Annotated in this window: 17 protein-coding genes; 7 read left to right on the plus strand and 10 right to left on the minus strand. The window is 57.4% G+C overall.

The window, feature by feature from the left end; genetic code table 11:
* Positions 1-141: 141 nt before the first annotated feature.
* The 6 genes from FJ145_21790 to FJ145_21815 form a co-directional block, all read right to left on the minus strand.
* Entirely contained in the window at positions 142-1545 is a 1404-nt protein-coding gene (locus tag FJ145_21790; GenBank protein MBM4264040.1) for an amidase, read from the minus strand.
* 43 nt (positions 1546-1588) lie between these two features.
* The gene (locus FJ145_21795) at positions 1589-2134 is read right to left on the minus strand and encodes a pyridoxamine 5'-phosphate oxidase family protein (protein ID MBM4264041.1); all 546 of its coding nucleotides are present in this window, start codon (positions 2132-2134) and stop codon (positions 1589-1591) included.
* Positions 2135-2155: 21 nt separating this feature from the next.
* Entirely contained in the window at positions 2156-2941 is a 786-nt protein-coding gene (locus FJ145_21800) for a TIR domain-containing protein (GenBank protein ID MBM4264042.1), read from the minus strand.
* Positions 2942-2968: 27 nt separating this feature from the next.
* Positions 2969-3526 (minus strand): 3-hydroxyanthranilate 3,4-dioxygenase, encoded by a 558-nt coding sequence (nbaC, locus tag FJ145_21805; protein ID MBM4264043.1) that lies wholly within the window; start codon positions 3524-3526, stop codon positions 2969-2971.
* 11 nt (positions 3527-3537) lie between these two features.
* The gene (locus FJ145_21810) at positions 3538-4326 is read right to left on the minus strand and encodes an iron-containing redox enzyme family protein (protein MBM4264044.1); all 789 of its coding nucleotides are present in this window, start codon (positions 4324-4326) and stop codon (positions 3538-3540) included.
* Between the two features lie 123 nt (positions 4327-4449).
* Positions 4450-4887 carry a VOC family protein gene (locus FJ145_21815; GenBank protein ID MBM4264045.1) on the minus strand — a complete coding sequence of 146 codons (438 nt, stop codon included), beginning with the start codon at positions 4885-4887 and terminating at the stop codon, positions 4450-4452.
* 184 nt (positions 4888-5071) lie between these two features.
* On the opposite strand from FJ145_21815, the gene FJ145_21820 reads away from it, so the two are divergent.
* From FJ145_21820 to FJ145_21835, 4 genes are read left to right on the plus strand one after another with little or no spacing between them, the layout of a single operon-like run.
* Positions 5072-5776, plus strand: coding sequence for a hypothetical protein (locus FJ145_21820; protein MBM4264046.1), 705 nt, complete (start codon positions 5072-5074; stop codon positions 5774-5776).
* A gap of 7 nt (positions 5777-5783) precedes the next feature.
* Complete coding sequence (locus FJ145_21825) at positions 5784-6359, plus strand: GNAT family N-acetyltransferase (GenBank protein ID MBM4264047.1); 576 nt, start codon at positions 5784-5786, stop codon at positions 6357-6359.
* Between the two features lie 15 nt (positions 6360-6374).
* Positions 6375-7178: a hypothetical protein gene (locus FJ145_21830; protein ID MBM4264048.1), complete on the plus strand. Its 804-nt coding sequence runs from the start codon at positions 6375-6377 to the stop codon at positions 7176-7178.
* 14 nt (positions 7179-7192) lie between these two features.
* Positions 7193-7468 (plus strand): DUF4926 domain-containing protein, encoded by a 276-nt coding sequence (locus FJ145_21835; protein ID MBM4264049.1) that lies wholly within the window; start codon positions 7193-7195, stop codon positions 7466-7468.
* Here FJ145_21835 and FJ145_21840 read toward each other — a convergent pair.
* Both FJ145_21840 and FJ145_21845 read right to left on the minus strand, forming a co-directional pair.
* Positions 7355-8917 carry a UbiD family decarboxylase gene (locus FJ145_21840; protein ID MBM4264050.1) on the minus strand — a complete coding sequence of 521 codons (1563 nt, stop codon included), beginning with the start codon at positions 8915-8917 and terminating at the stop codon, positions 7355-7357. The two genes, FJ145_21835 and FJ145_21840, sit on opposite strands and share 114 nt — an antisense overlap.
* 161 nt (positions 8918-9078) lie before the next feature.
* Positions 9079-10155: an ABC transporter substrate-binding protein gene (locus tag FJ145_21845; GenBank protein MBM4264051.1), complete on the minus strand. Its 1077-nt coding sequence runs from the start codon at positions 10153-10155 to the stop codon at positions 9079-9081.
* A 114-nt stretch (positions 10156-10269) separates the two neighbouring features.
* Between FJ145_21845 and FJ145_21850 the strand changes: the two genes are divergently transcribed.
* Complete coding sequence (locus tag FJ145_21850) at positions 10270-11622, plus strand: hypothetical protein (protein ID MBM4264052.1); 1353 nt, start codon at positions 10270-10272, stop codon at positions 11620-11622.
* 126 nt (positions 11623-11748) lie between these two features.
* Here FJ145_21850 and FJ145_21855 read toward each other — a convergent pair whose 3' ends face one another.
* Positions 11749-12627, minus strand: coding sequence for a CbbQ/NirQ/NorQ/GpvN family protein (locus FJ145_21855; protein ID MBM4264053.1), 879 nt, complete (start codon positions 12625-12627; stop codon positions 11749-11751).
* A gap of 137 nt (positions 12628-12764) precedes the next feature.
* Between FJ145_21855 and FJ145_21860 the strand changes: the two genes are divergently transcribed.
* Entirely contained in the window at positions 12765-13826 is a 1062-nt protein-coding gene (locus tag FJ145_21860) for a cupin domain-containing protein (GenBank protein MBM4264054.1), read from the plus strand.
* 131 nt (positions 13827-13957) lie between these two features.
* Here the strand turns inward: FJ145_21860 and FJ145_21865 are convergent, their stop codons facing one another.
* Positions 13958-15850 carry an amidohydrolase family protein gene (locus tag FJ145_21865; protein ID MBM4264055.1) on the minus strand — a complete coding sequence of 631 codons (1893 nt, stop codon included), beginning with the start codon at positions 15848-15850 and terminating at the stop codon, positions 13958-13960.
* On the opposite strand from FJ145_21865, the gene FJ145_21870 reads away from it, so the two are divergent.
* Complete coding sequence (locus FJ145_21870) at positions 15800-16348, plus strand: carboxymuconolactone decarboxylase family protein (GenBank protein MBM4264056.1); 549 nt, start codon at positions 15800-15802, stop codon at positions 16346-16348. The two genes, FJ145_21865 and FJ145_21870, sit on opposite strands and share 51 nt — an antisense overlap.
* The last annotated feature ends 47 nt before the right edge of the window (positions 16349-16395 follow it).

A 16395-nucleotide genomic window follows, 5' to 3' on the forward strand; every position in this document is an offset into this window, starting at 1 on the left:
ACACATTTTCTCTTCTAATCGTCGTCGTCACCGCCGACAGCGTTGACCAAGCCGAACATGCGGTCGTTTAGAATATGCCCGCGGTTTAGGGCGGCCGGAACGAGCCCCCGAAAGGGCATGCGAAAAACACCGTCTAAGGATTTACTTTTCCAAGACCATCGATGGAGGGGTATGACCAAACCCGGTGGATTTTTCGAAAGCGTACGCCATTTGGAGCACGGAAAAATCCATCCGATGGCGGCCAACGATTTGGATGCCCACGGGGAGCCCGTTTGAGCTAAATCCAGCGGGAACTGACATGGCGGGACCGAACGTCGTCGTGATCCAGTAGGCCGATTTCATCCAGTCCAGATAACTCTCCATCTTGATGCCGTCGATTGCATGGGGCCAATCGACCGTTGCGTCGAAGGGCGGCACTTGATTCACAACGCAAACGAGAAATTCATATTTCTCGAAGAACTGGCGCAGGCGCTCGAGCAAGGCGCCATGTCGGGCCATCGCCCGCGCCACCTCAGCGCCGCTTAAACGGCTGCCCGACTCTATCTGCCATACCGCTTCCGGTTTCATTTGCCGGCGGTGCTTTTCGAGCAGCGGGCCAAGTGTGTGAAAATAGTGCCACGCGCGCAGGGTGAGAAAGACCTCGTCCGCGTCAGAGAAATCCGGACAAGTGTCTTCGACCACACAGCCAAGATTTTCAAACGTCTTGCGTTGCTGTGCCAAAACCGCGCGCACCTGCGCGTCCACGGGCAAGCCGCCCAAATCGAGCGACCAAGCGACACGCACCTCTTTGAAATCACGCTCCAGCGGTTGAGCGAATTGATTCAGCTCGGACGGATAACAGAGCGGATCGCGCCCATCGGCGCCCGCCATCGCGCTCAGCAGAAACGCCACGTCAGAGACCGAGCGCGCCATCGGTCCTTTCACCGTGAAGCCAAGAAACGGCAGAGCGGTGGGCGCTGCAGGCACGAGCCCCACCGTCGGCCGCAGCGCAACGATATTGTTGAAATTGGCCGGATTGCGCAGCGAACCCCCAAGATCGCTGCCGCTTGCTAGCGGCAGCAAACCCGCCGCCAGCGCCGCCCCGGCGCCGCCGCTCGACCCACCTGCGGATTTGGTCAAGTCGTAGGGATTAAGAGTCTTGCCATAGACAGCATTGTACGAGTGCGAGCCCATGCCAAACTCGGAAATGTTGGTCTTGCCGATGGGAATCACGCCGGCGCGGCGCAGCCGTTCGGCCAATACGGAATCTTCCTGCGGCATGAAACCTTTGAAAATCAGCGAGCCGCGCGTCATCGGAAAGCCGACGGCGGGATCCAGCTCTTTGAAGGCGAACGGCAGTCCGTGCAGCGGTCCAACACTTTCGCCGCCCGCGAGCCGCCGGTCCGCTTCGTCGGCCAGCGCGAGGCATTGCTCATCCGGCAGCTTGGCGACGATGGCGTTGATCTTTGGATTGAAGCGCTCGATTTGCGCGAGAAAAGCGCCCATCACTTCGCGCGCGCTCACTGCGCGCGCGCGCAGCGCCTGCGCCAGGGCGCGGGCGCTCATAAAACATATTTCGCTAGGTTTGAACAAACTCAATCTACGACGCTTAGATCCCCGGCTCCTTCACCCCCACCGGCGGCGTGCCCTCATTTTTCGTGATCTCTTCAACGTCCCATAGTTTAGAGAACTTAAGTGCGCGCGGGCAGTGGCTGTAGGCTTGCTCCACATCGATCAACAAGCCTTGCAGGATCTCGGCATTCTTGTCGGCGTTGAAAACTTCGAGCTGCGCGCCGTTCATGTCGCTGCGATCGACGATCTTGACCCGGCCATTGATCCGCACCGTGTTGCCAACACCCGGTATGAAGAAAATCAGGCCGACTTTGGGATTACTCTCGATGTTGCCATAGCCATGAAACAACTTGTTGCCTGCGACGTCGGGGAGAAATAGCGGCTTGGCGTTCAACACCTTGGCGAAACCTGGTTTACCGCCCTTGGGTGAGGCGTCACAATCGCCGTCGGTATTGCTAGTCGCCATGACACAGAAGGGGGAATGGCGGATAAAGTCCTGAATCCACGGGTGCATGGTCGGGCGGACTTTGCCCGCGGTGCGTTCCGCAGGGTAACCGAACTTTGCTTGAAAACTAGATGACATAGCTCCCTTCTTTCTCCACAATCAGGCTCGGCCGGTTTTGCGCGACTCGGACTTCATAAGGAACGACGTTGCGCTGCGGATGCGCCACCGAGACAATAGCTTCGCCGACGCGCTTTTCAGACGCGGTGAAATGTATCGCCACAAAAACCATCCGACTAGCACCGTCCCCGCCAAGGTCCAACGCGGTGACATCTCCTTTGAATCTACACCCATCATGCCCGCGATCATAAGCATGATCATAGCGCCTCCTATGATCGCGATCGGCATGACAAAGAAAAAGATCGCACACGCTGAGACAAGCCGGCAAAACCAGACACTTCCCGGGCGGCCTAGCCCCGGGCCGATACTCGAATTGTCACTCGGATCTTGAATCGCTCCGAGCTCCGGAGGAACCGGCAAAGGATTAGACAACGGCATGGGTGGCGGCAAAGCGCCGACCGCTTTCGCTAGCGCCAATGCGGCTCGTTCCTCCGGTACACGATAGTCGACGAATCGGATCGCCGCCAAATCGGCGGGCAGACCTTTCGCCCCAAGGTCGCCAACTAAGATTGGCAATGTAACCTTCCCCAATGCCCGCGCGTACCCCAATTCTTCACGACAAGCTTTTGACTCAAGAGAGTCCACCGACAGCGCAGCCACAAACACATCGGCGCGGCGAATATTGTCGAGTATCGCATCCCACCACCTGTGACCACCGACCAGCTCGCGATCGATCCAGACATCGTGGCCGAGAAACTCTAAAGCGCGGACGATAGCGTCGACACCCACTGCATCGACTCGCGCATAGCTAATGAAGAAGCGTGACATCGGCGATTTGGGTCGGGCGCTAAAGGATTATTTCTTGTCGTCGAGAAAGGTGAGCCGTTCGGCCATCGGTGTTTCCGGAAACACATAGCCACACGATTTGCACGTGCGCAAAGCCGCGTTAGCGTTGAACTCGCTATAGACCGCGGTGACCTGTTCGGGAATATTTCCCTGACTCACCGGACGCGACAACACCACCTCGTCGCAGCTTTCGCAAAACCAGGCGAACTCCTCCTTCTCATCGGCTTTGCGCTTGCGCTCGATCACTAGACCCCAGGTGTTGTCAAAACGGCGCGGCGAATGGGGCATGCCACCGGGCAGCACGAAAATCTCCCCTTCTTTGATGCGAACATTCTGCCGCCGCTCTCCCTGTGGTTTCACCACCAGCTCCATCTCGCCTTGCACTTGATAGAAAAATTCGTCGCCGGGTTGAATATGAAAATCGAGCCGTGTATTCGGCCCGCGCAGGATCATGACGAGAAAATCTTTATGGCTAACCAGCAACTTATTGGTCCGCAACGGCGGATTGAAAAACGATTGGTTTTCCGCCACCCATTTCTTCAGATTGTACGTAGAGAGAAAATCCATGCGTTGGGCCCTCAATACGGTTCGTTGGGAAAGAACTCGGGAAGGTCCTTGCCGATTGTATACCGCGGCAAATTAGTTCCCGTGATTTGCGCCGAATAAAGACCGTCAAAGAAAATCCACCAAACAGACTTGGTCCGAATAATCGTGTCCCAAATCTTATTCTGCATGTCTTTGGTTTTGGAATATTTGTGCACGAACTCTTCGCCCATGCCGCCATGGCCTTCATCGGCTTCGATATGCTCAAGGAACCAGATCAGCTTCTCGCGCGGCAAACCGTAGTGCTTCTCAAAGGCGGGCACGAACATTTTTGCCACGCGCACATTGGTCTGCTCGCCGAGCACGCTGCCCGAGGCGAGCCCTTCCGGTGTGCTGCGATATTTGTTGATGTGCATCAGCATCGTCACGGCCAAAATCGTTGACGGCAACACCGGCGCGTGTTCCAAATCCTCGGCACGCAAACCGAGCGCTTCGCCAAATTGAAGGTACATAGCTTGATGGCCGGTAAACCGGTCGCCCGTGCCACCCATTTCTTCACTAAAGGCCTTTGAGATCGCCTTCTGATCGGCGATGGTCAGGCAGTTGGTGATCCGCTGCGCCGACCACCAGCTTGGAACTTTTTTCAGTTGGTAATCCTGCTTGGCGAAATCGATCAATTGTTCGCGGGTCAATTTGCCATCCACCAATAGTTTTACATACGGGTGATCCAAACGGGCGTTGCGGTCCAAGGCTTCGGCCTTGACCATGCCGATGAACTCGTCCTGGCCGTAGGGTTCCACTCTGTCAAAATCAAATCGCGACATTACTGCTCCATGCTAAGAATTTCACCACAGAGACGCCGCGAACACAGCGGGGAAGGGATTATGAAAATCAATTTTCCAACTCCGTCTTTTTTCCCTCTCTGCGCTCCGTGCCTCCGCAATGAATCATTTTCTTGTTCGCGCCCGGTTATCGAACTGGAACTTGTTGGCGTTGCAGGCAATCTCGACCCGGTTGCCGTCGGGATCGAGAAAACTGATCGAGCGATTGCCGGCGACGATCAGTGTCTCCGGCCCACTGACGACTGGGATCTTGCGGCGTTTGAGGATGGGATAAATCTTATCGATGATGTCGTCGGACTCGACGTAAATACAGAAATGGTGCAACTTCGGCACACCGTTACTGCGCACTTGCCTTTTCCCTTTGGGCACCTGCATCAAGGCGACGTCGTGATGCTCGCGGCCGTAACTCAAAAACGTCAAGCCGACTTTGCGATTGCGCGCCGAAACCTTGAGACCCAAAATTTCGCGGTAAAATGTCTCCGATCTTTTGGAGTCGGCAACGTTGAGAACGATGTGACCCAGGGTGCCATCTTTCACGAGCATGTTACGATCATTAGTTGCCGCTGGCCGCAGTGTCAAGGCAAGCGCGCTGCGCGCGGTTTCGCGTGTCGGGCTTCGGGTTTCGTGTTCTCAGGAGATGTGGGGTCAAGACCCATCGCCCGCTTCGATTTGACAGCTTTAGCACGGATGCGAGATATTCCGCGAAGGATCGAAGGAGCGCTGAGCTATGAAAATCATGGTCGTCATGGGTGAATATCCACCAGAAGAAACCGAGCGGCGGCGCAGCGCCGTGCTCAAATGCGCGTCGCCGGGCACCGAGATCGGCTTTGGCGTGATCAAAGCGACCTTCTTCAAGCACTCCAACTCGCAGGTCAATTCGCTGTCCGCCGGGCCGCTGGTAGCCGAGATCGCCATCAAAGCCGAAGCCGATGGCTACGATGCGGTCGTGCCCTTCGGAACGCTCGATGCGGGCGTCGAGATTGCGCGCAATCTCGTGAACATCCCGGTCGTCGGCGCCGGCCAATCCGTCTTGCATCTAGGGGCTCAACTGACCAATCGCTTGGGCGTGATCGCCTACGAAGACAAGAGCATCCCGTTCATGCGCAAGCAGATGCACGCCTGGCGCGTCGCAGATTCGGTGGTCGGCATTCGCGGCATCGGTATACCGCTGCCGGAGAGCACCAAAAATCGCGAGGCCATGCGCGGCCGATTTCTCGACGTGGGGCGTGAGTTGATCGACAAGTACGACGCCGACCTGATCGTGCCAATGGGCGTCACCATGGTGCCCGTGCAATATTCACCGCAGGAAATGGCCAAAGAACTAGGCGTGCCGGTGATGGACGCGCTCATGACCAGCATTCAGACTGCCGAGATGATGGTGCGCATGCAGCTGGCGCATAGCACCCGCACCTATCCGCGGCCCAAAGTTTAGAGCACAAGTGCAGACACGCTACACCGACGGCCGGGTTACCATCCGTCCCTACCAGTTCTCGGATCTCAAAGAGATGGTCGCCGCGGCCCAAGAATCGACCCGCGAAGTCTATCCTTGGCTGGAATGGTGTAAGCCGGATTACTCGATCGAAGAAGCGGAAACCTGGATTCGCAGCCAACGCGAGGCATGGTCAGCGCAGCGCGAATTTCAGTTTGTCATCATCGACACCGACACGCGGCGCTTCCTAGGCGGTATTGGCTTGAATGATCTTCACCCGACCAATCGCTTCGCCAACCTCGGTTACTGGGTGCGCACGAGCGAGGCCGGTAAAGGCTTGGCGACGGCAGCCGTCCGATTGGCCGCTCGCTTCGCCTTTGAGCAGACCGAGCTTGAGCGTTTGGAGATCGTTGTTAACCCAAAAAACCTGGCGAGCCAACGGGTCGCGGAGAAAGCCGGGGCGCAAAAAGAAGGGATTTTGCGGAGACGCATTTTTATGCACGGCATGAGTCACGACGCCGTGCTGTATAGTTTGATTCCGACGGATCCGTCGGATCGGTCCGATCAGTCTACATCTTCTTTCTAAAACCAAGGAGCTCGGATGGCCGAAGAAACCACACCCGAAACCAACTGCTACTGGAAGCACCAGACCGCCAAAGAGGACTGTTTTCCCTGCTATGACGGCAAAAGCATGGTCTGCAGCAGTTGCTGCGTTGAGCACTGCCCTAAAGAAACCCCGCAGTGGTTCGCCGCCTGCGCCCGCGCGGGACATCCGACCTGGCCGAGCGTCGATCGCGGCCGGCGCGTGCCGGCAAAGCTCGTCGTCTTGGAATCCTATTGGGATAACCGTCTGTTCCAGACGATGTCGGTAAAAGGCTTTTTCGAATCCATGGGGCCACTGCACGATCCACCGCTGCAGCTCGCGCACCGCTTCGTCGAATCGCAGCGCGGCCTTGCGCATTACACCGCCGCGCCGGATGGCTTGCTCTGGCGCGACCCCGGCGCGTCCGATGCGCCGATTTGCTATCTCGCCTTCCATGGCGCGCCCAGTGAAGTGAAGTCGGTTTTGGAATCCATCGGTGAACAACACCTCTGCGAAGCCTTCAAAGACTACGGCAGCCAACCGAAGTTGGTTTATTTCGCCGCCTGTAGCGTGCTCCAAGGCCGCACCGGGGAACAGTTCGCAAAAAAGTTCCTCGACACTTCCTGCTGCCGCGCCGTACTCGGCTACACCACCAACGTTAACTGGATGTTGAGCCTGATCACCGACATGCTGTTCCTGCACCGCTTCTACCGCGATGAAGACCCGTGGAAAAACTTGCAAAAGATATTTCAGTCGGTCATCGACGACTTCAAGCCGGCGGGAGATATCGGCTGGACGTTGATCCAGAATAAGCGGCGGTAAGCCCCTGAAAGCTTATTAAGACCGGTGAAGTCGGAACCGTCGTGGAACTGCTAGCCGCAGACGTTTACGAAGTGGAATTCTGCGATGACTTAGGCCAAACCAATGGCGAGCTCCGGACTGCGCGGCCACCAAAGTCTTCCTCTACACAATCGCGGCGAACGGTTGAACGTTGTTGCTTAGCTCTTCAACTCAAACTTGCCATCTTTGTCTTGGGTGATTTTGCCAGCCTCGTAAAGCCGACTGACCGCTGTCGCAACCGTTTTGTAGTTTGCGTCCGGAAACATCTCTAACAGCTCGGCGAAAAAGCAGTGAGCTTTTCCCAGCGCGGCTTCTATCTTGGTCGCGAGCGATTCGACAGTTTCACTTGATTTCGCGGCCCTCGCCGATTCCTTCGCTGTGTCAACGTAGTCGCTCAGCTTGATCTTGCCTTGATTAAAATAAACGATGCGCTTGTAGCGCTCCGCGGGAATGTTCTCCGGAATCGTCGCATCAATGCCCATCTTCGCTGTAGTCGGAACCCTACCATGGATCGGTAGGGGCAAAGATGGGTCGAGCGGCTTGGCGCGCGCGTTGGAAACGATCAGCACGTCGCGGTCGGCCTGCACCCGGGTCGCCACCGCCCACTCGACGTCGACGGGGTCGAAGACGTCGATGTCGTCATCGACGATTGTCACATGTTTGATGTCGGCGATCGATAACAGCGCCATGATCGCGTTCTTGCCGTCGCCCGGGACCTTTTTGATTGACGCGATAATGTGCCAATGGCAGCAGCCGCCCGGCGTCACGTTGATCGCGGTCGCCTGCACGCCCGCTTCGAACAGCACGCGCCAAGCCGCAGCCTCGTAGATCGGCGCCGACATCCAGATGTTTTCCCAGGGCATCTGCAATGCGTAATACATGGCGTCTCTGCGATGCATGATCGACTTGATGATCACCCGCGGGTTCATGTGCAGCCCGCCCATCAGCCGATTGAATTCCGAGAACGGCCCCTCGGAATGCACCCAGCCTTCCGGCGGTATCTCCCCTTCCAGAACGATTTCCGCATCCGCGATGCACGGCACCGGCACGGTGACACCTTCTGCCAAAGGAAGCGGCTCGCCGCGCAGGCCGCCGCCGAAGCTAAGCTCGTTCACGCCGAGGTTGGCTTTGAAAGTGGATGTCACCAATTCGTAAGGGTGCGTGCCAATCGAGATCGACACCGGCAGCGGCTGTTTTTTGGCCAGGGCGCGCTCGACGAATTTGCGCATATTGTTCGGCGTCACGATATCGATGCCGGTGACGTTGCGCTCTTTGAGCATCAACCGATAGATACCAGCGTTGATGCCAAACTCCGGGTCCTGCGCGATGACGACTCCAGCCGTAATCATCGGCCCACCGTCCATCACCGAAAACACTGGCACCGGCAGATCATAGAGATCGACGTCCTTACCGGTGCGAATGACTTCTTTTACTGGCGCGTCTTGGGTCGTCTTCGGCCCAATTGGATTGTCTAAAGCATGGCGCAGCTTATCGGCAATTTTTTCGTAAGCCACGCCCATTCCCACCGCAATCCGATTGCGCGATTGCAGCAGCCCAGAGACCACCGGCATGGAGTAGCCGTCGACGTTCTTGAACAGCAAAGCTTTCTCGGATTGCGCTACCAAGGCAGCCACGTCGCGCAAGTCGACCGGCCTACTGATTTCTAACAACTCATCATGGTTGGCGAGGGCCGAAATATAGTCGCGAAAAGTCGCTTTCATTGTGATTTCCGTTATCTTCACCACGAAGGACACGAAGTGCACGAACCTAAGAGAAGAAAAAGTAAACTCTTTTCCGAACTTCGTGTCCCTTCGTGATCTTCGTGGTGAAACACATGCGAGCGTGTCACAACAATAAGTACGTCTATTAGTGAGACACTACACTAGTTCCTCTTGAATAGCCCTTCCTTCACCAGCTCATTGCGCACGGAATCATCAGTCAAGCGCAAATCGGCAACGGTGACGGTCTTGGCTTTTTCAATGCGCCCGGCGATTTCCTTGAGCGCGATGTCGAGCGCGGCGTTGTTGGGCAGCGCTAGCTCCGGTTCCATGACCTTGGCCGACGAGCGGTAGCCCGCCTCCGCCATATCGGGCGGCAGCTTGAACTGTTTCACTTGAAACGCGATGCCTTCCTGCGCATTCTCACGATACTGCCTGAAGGCCAACCCTAATCCGCGCAGAAACCGCTTGACCATCGGGCGATTCTCTTTCAGATAGGCGCGCGTGGTAATCACCGATTGCAGTGGATAGGTGGTATCATATTCGGTCAAATCGGCGAGCTGCACCATGCCCATCTTCTGCACTGCCATGGTGCTGGTCGGCGGCCCGAGCAGTGTCGCCTGCACCGTGTTGGATTGCATCGCGGCAAAGCGCTCAGTTTGCCCGCCGATCTGCATGATCGTTACATCTTTGTCGGGGTCGAGGCCCATTCTTGTCAGCGCCAAACGCACGAGCCATTCGGAGGACGAGCCGAAGCGGCTAATTGCCACGCGCTTGCCCTTCAACAGAGCCGGTGTCTTGATCTCGCCACGGGCGACGATCTGATAGGGCAACTTGTTGATAGTCCCGGCGACGATCACCATATCGCCGCCGCCCAAGTTGAACTGCGGCACGACGGCGCTCGTCGTCACGATGATTTTTACTTGTCCCGATGCCAAGGTTTGCGCCGCCAGCGTGCCGCTGTTCATCATGACGTCTTCGATCTCGAGGTCCTGCTTGAGCATTTGCGCTTTGGCAAAAGTAACAAACGGCGGCACGCTCGGTGAAAAGCCGCCGGTGACAACCCGCAGCTTGTCGGCGGCAAACACCGACGCGCTGGCAAGCACGATTACGCCCATCGCAATCAGAACGGTTCTGGTTTTCATCGTCACTCCTCTGCACTTTGTATACGGCGTTTGTCGCCTAGGGTCTAGCCTTCGGGGTCTAGAGGCTAGCGTTTTGCGTCTAGCGTCCAACGCCATGAATTCTGGCGCCAACCGCTAGACACCAGACGTTAGACTCTAACCCGGTTGACTTCCCCAATCATGCCTGAGTAAAACCGACTTATCGAAGCAATACTCAATAGGAGAAAGACAATGGCCAATTGGACGCCGCCCGAATTTGTCTCGCGTGAGCAGTGCATCAAAGACACCGAAGAAGTCTTAGGGATGTCGGACATTCCGATCAAGAGCACCGAAGATATTTTTCGCATCAAAGTGCTCGGTCTCGACTGGGACTTGGGTATGGTGGTGCATGAACCGACGGATGCCAGCCGCATTCCAACCGGGGCCGACGGCAAGAAGATCGGCTTCTTTTTGCTCCACGGCGGGTCGAGCGACTTCAAAGGCATCGAGCGCCACGCCAAACTGCTCGCCAGCAAGTACGGCTGCCGTGTCATTGCCGGCACTTTTCCCGGACGATTTTATTTCCCCGACCCGAGCCGCGACTGGCCGGACGACACCATCCACGCCGACGGCACGGTGCGTACACCGATCTGGAAGCAAGGTGAGCTGATCGGTCCCGATCAATACAGTGTCGTCAAAGACCCCACCAAAAAATCCCGTTACGGCACCCGCACGTTGGCGAAGGCAAAGCCCGAAACTATCTTCTGGTACCGCATGGCGGCCTGGCCGGCGGCGTTCGAAGAAGGCATGATCGAAGCCTGCAGGCGTCATTTTCCCGTCGGTGAATTTTCCGTCTATGGCCAAGGCCACTCGACCGGCGGCCCGTTCATCTGCATGTTGTCGCAGCGTATTCCCAACATGGCCGGGGTTTGCGCCACCGAGCATTCGCCCTTCGGCTATCTTTGCTCGGCGCGCGACGTTTGGGGCGGAGAGCTAGGCAAGATCGCCGGCTTTGAAAAAGACGGCAAGGTCGGCGAGAAACGCAGCGACCCATTCGACGAACTCTACATCCGCACCTGGCGCGATCTGGCGCGCTATCTGGGTCCCGAAACGCTCGGCCAAGAAGGTCCCCTCGGGTTGATGCGCTTGCCTGCTCTCATGGAAGATGTGTTGGACTCGTGGGAGCGCGCCAAGAGCCGGCCCCAATTCAAAGCGGAGTATCTCGTCACCCACGCGATCACCGACTCGCTTGCCGAAGGCGCGCGCGTCAGTGCGGCGCGCATGAAAATGAACAAAGAAGAGACCGAAGCGCTGGTCAATCGCTTCACCGGCTACACGCGGGAAATATCCGGCGCCAATGTTAAACCGGTGCCGCCGTTTCTATTCGAGATTTCCAAAGACAGCCGCGATCATAGCCCGGAGGTTTACAGCGAAGTGATTATTCCCGGCTTTCGCGCCATGAAACCGGCGCCTAAAATTGGCATCACGCGATTCGGCGCCGGCGTGCATAGTTTTTGGAAAGCGGAGAAAGATTTGCCCGCGGGGATAGTGCCGTCGGTGATCAAAAGCTGGAAGGAAGCGGTGGTCGGCGGGTATTTCGTCTAGACTCAATCGGAGCCCTGCGACTAGCTCAGAGCCTGCCCTGAGCTTGCCAAAGGGGCGAACGGAGACAAAACCGTTCATGCTGAGCTAGTCGAAGCATGCTCAGCTTTTGACCCTGTAACATCGAACCTACGGAAAAATTGCCGCGACCACTTCTTCCAAACTTCTTTGCACCTGTGGGTCGTCGGTGATTCCCCACGTGACGGCGACATGGCAGGCGCGGCGCGCGGCGATCCCTTGCTTGATCAAACGCGCGGCGTAGATCAACACGCGCGTGCTCGCCGCTTCTTTTAAGCCATGTTCGCGCAGGTTACGCACCTTGTGACCTAGCGTTGCCAATTGCAAAGCGGTTTCCGCACCGACGCCGGATTCGTGGTCGATGATCTTGGCTTCACGGTCGGGACTTGGAAACTGAAAATCCAGCGCAACGAAGCGCTGCCGCGTCGAGTGTTTCAAGTCCTTCAGCACGTTTTGATAACCGGGATTGTACGAAACCACCAGCAGAAAACTATCCGCGGCTTCCACCACTTCGCCGAGCTTATCGATGGTCAGCAAACGCCGATGGTCGGTCAGCGGATGGATGATTACGGTGGTGTCTTTGCGCGCCTCGACCACCTCGTCGAGGTAGCAGATGCCGCCGACTTTGACCGCCCGTGTAAGCGGCCCGTCGATCCAGCGCGTGCCGTTGGCGTCGAGCAAATAACGGCCAACCAGATCGCTGGCCGTCAAGTCTTCATGACACGCGACTGTCACCAGCGGTACCGCGCCGTTGGGATGAGACTCGGCACCGTCTTTGACCACGGTCAGCGGCTGCCCCAGCTTCCATGCCATGTATTCGACAAAGCGCGTCTTGCCCGTCCCCGTCGGGCCTTTGAGCAGCACTGGCACTCGCTGACGGTAAGCGGCCTCAAAAATTTCGATCTCGTCGGCGCACGGCACGTAATACGGCGGCTCTTTGATAACGTATTCTTCGATGCGATATTGTGGGGCTTGCTCGCTCTTGGCCATTAAAAGCTTTGCTCTTTCGCAGGTTAATAGCGAAAACCGTAACCGATGCCCCACCCTCTGTCAAATCAGTAGTTCGTTTGACAGCCCGATTCGAGCAGCGTTAAGTTAGCGCCTAAGAAACCAAACAGGAGAAGCTAATGGCCGATTCCCATGCCGTCCCCGAAACCCCTGAAGTCATCGCCTTGCACAACCGCTTAGCCGAATATTCCCTCGGCGGCCATTGGCAATCCCGAGAACAACTCAAGCCGCTGGTGCCGCACATGTGGCCGTGGTCGGCGATCTATTCCTGCTTGATTGAATCCGGCGAAGTCATCAAATTGGGCGGTATCGACGACGCGGCCAAGCGGCGCACTGTGCAGCTCGTCAATCCGTCGTTGGTACAGAGAAAATCCACCAGCCGGACGATTCAAATGTCGATCCAACTCGTCAAGCCGGGTGAGCGCGCCGAGTGCCACCGCCACACCGCCGCGGCACTGCGCTTCGTCGTCGAAGGCGACGGCACCGGCTACACCAACGTTGAAGGGGAGCAGATGTTCATGGAGCCCGGCGACCTCGTCTTGACGCCCCACTGGACTTGGCACGACCACTTCAACAACGGCAAGAAAAATCTCATTTGGCTCGACGTGCTCGACGCGCAGCTCACCAGCTATCTCGACGCCAACTTTCACGAGAACTACGCCGAGGGCCCGTCACAGCCGATCGTCAAACCCGACCGCTATTGCAAACAGCAATACGGCGCGATTCGCCCGCGCATGTCGAACGTCAGCAACGCCGCCCTGCCCTACACCTACAAATGGCGCGATACTCTGAAAGCATTGAACGAAGTCGCCGCCAGCGGCGTGCGCGACCCGCATGACAGCGTGCTCCTGGAATATGCCCACCCGATCACTGGCGGCGCGACCATGCCGACCATCGGCTGCTGGATCCAAATGCTGCCGCCCGGCGAGAGCACCACTCCACATCGTCACACGAGCAGCACCATCTATCACGTCATGCAGGGCGAAGGCGCGACCTTTGCCGGAACCAAGAAAGGCGCCGGCAAAGAACTTCCCTGGGGCCCGCACGATTGCTTTTTCGTGCCGTCGTGGAACTGGCACCACTTCGAGAACCGCTCGAAGAAAGAGCCGGCGATTATTTTTTCGGTGACCGATCGGCCGGTGTTGGAAAGCGTGGGGTTGTTTCGAGAGGAAGCTGCGTAAAACGGCCTGGAGTGTTGGGATTGAAGGGATGATGGGGATTTAGCCCGCGTTAAGAAGAAAAGGCGGACACCCAGGTCCGCCTTTTCTTCTCGTTTCAGTTTTTCCGCTTTCCTGATTCCACTTTTATCTTCCTACGCTGGCCGCGCGCTCCGCGCCACCCGGCCCGGAAACGCGCCGGTGTGCTCGCCCTTTTCGATCAACGTTTGGCCATTGACCACCGTGTACTCGATGCCTTTAGCGAGTTGTTTGCGCCGCTTGGCGCCTCCAGGCAAGTCGTGGGCTTCACCGGGTTCCAAAGGCGCGATGGTCTTCGGATCAAAAATCATTATGTCTGCCGCCATGCCGGGGCGCAGCAGCCCGCGGTCGTAGATGCCAAACAGATTCGCAGGAATAAACGTCAGCTTGCTGATCGCCTGCTCCAGCGGCATGATCTGCTTCTCGCGCACCCAGTGGGACAGCAGGTAGGTCGAGTAGCTATAATCGGTGCGGAAGACCACGTGCGCGCCGCCGTCCGACTGACCAATGACAGTGTAGGGACTTGTTAGCAGCGCTTTCATCGCCGCTTCGTCGCTGTTCACTTCGCGCCGCTCAAACTCAGTCTCGAGTTTCTCTTCCAGCGCTAATTCAAGAAACGCATCGAGCACGTCTTTGTTCTGCTCCTTGGCGATCTGGGCGATGCTCTTGCCGACGAGGTGCTGGTTTTTCGCCAGCGCGGGTTTGAAAACGAACTGCAAATCCCAACGGCGGGTGAAGTCGCCGGCAAAGTTCGGATTGACCGGCGTTTCGACCGCTTCGAAGTGCAGCTTGGCGCGCGTTTCCGGATCGCGGAACGCCGCCATGCGCGCTTCCAGCGGCAGCAGCATGACGTTTTTCCAAGTTTTCATGGCATCGAAATGCTGTGCCGTCTTGAGCGTGTAGCGCAAATCGCCCGGCCGCGGCATGACGAATTGATAGGCCCGGTGGCCCTGGCGCATCAATTCGACCGTGCCGTCGAGCTGATTGCGCCAGCGGTCAGGAGCGATGGCGGCTTGTGTGATATTGCCGTAGAAAACCGGGCAGCGCGTCGACATGGCGACTTTAGTGCCAAGCTTGCGATCGCCGCCGCACTGGATGACGCCGCGGCCGACTTCGTCGAGGACGCCGGCGATTTCGACGATCTCTTCATCGGTGGCGAGATTGCTCGGCGCAAGCTTGCCATCCCAATCGAAATGACGCGGGTTGCGCTCGAAAGACAAGCCGATGGCGCCCGCTTCGATGCCTTCACGGACGATCGCTTTCATTTTGGCGATTTCTTCAGGAGTGGCTTGTCGTTCTTGTGAGGGTTCGCCCATAACGTAGCGGCGCACTGCGGAATGGCCGATCAGCGTCGCGACGTTCATCCCGAGCCGCTGGTCCAGGGTGTCCATGTACTGCGGGATGGTTTCCCAGGTCCATTTAACGCCCGCATTGATGGCCTCCAGCGGAATCGCTTCGACGTGGGACAAAACCCCGGCGAGGTTGGCTTGATCTTCCTTGTGCGCCGGCGCCAGAGCGAGCGAGCAGTTGCCGATCACGACTGTGGTTACGCCGTGATAACAGGAGTAGGTGCAGAGCGGGTCCCAAATCACCTGGGCGTCATAGTGAGTGTGGTTGTCGATGATGCCCGGCGCCACGGTTAAACCATCGGCATCAATCACCTGTTTGGCTGTGCCATTGGCGCGGCCGATCTCAACGATCTTGCCGCTGCTCACCCCAACATCGCCGCGATACCCGGGCAGCCCCGAACCGTCCACCACTGTGCCGTTCTTGATAAGTAGATCGTACGCCATCGTTCCTCCCGTAGGACTGAGACTCGCTATCGTTTTCTTTCTTTGGCGAGGGTAGTCGATGCCACCTGACCTGTCAACTGAGCGACGCCGCCATTGGTTGCGTATCGGCCGCGATGTCGAGTAGAAAACGCATATCGTATCTTGTTGCTGCCTGAGGGGAACGCCATGGCACGTATTCCACTCGTTGAAACCACAGAACAATTGAGCGCGGAGCATCACGCCGTCTATGACGGTATCGTCAAAAGCCGCGGCGCCGTGCGCGGCGTTTTCCCGGCCTTGCTCCACGTGCCGTCAATCGCCCATCACACCGCCGAGCTCGGCGCCTATGTGCGCTTCGAAGCAAAGCTCGACCAGCGCATCAAAGCGCTCGCCGTCTCCGTGACAGTTCGAGAGTTAGAGTGCCGCCACGAGTGGTCGGCCCAGGTGCGCAACGCCGAGCGCAACGGCTTGAGCCCGGCGACGATCAAAGCGATTTATCAGCGCAAGCCGCCCACCGAGTTTCCCGAAGAAGACGCGATGATCATCCGCTACGCGCATGAATTGCTGCGCAACCATCGGGTGAGCGAACCCACGTTTTCCGCAGTGCGTGACCGGCTCGGCGTCCAGTCCATCGTCGACCTTACCGCGACGATCGGTTACTACGCGATGATTTCCTGCAGTTTGAATGCGTTTGATTTGGTTTCGGACCCGGAACCGAAAGGGTTTGAACTTTGACCTGATACCCATTCGCAAAGCGTTGATTCTATGAGGGCCGCAATTAT

Source organism: Deltaproteobacteria bacterium, assembly GCA_016874755.1.
Classification (GTDB): Bacteria; Desulfobacterota; Binatia; order UBA9968; family UBA9968; genus DP-20.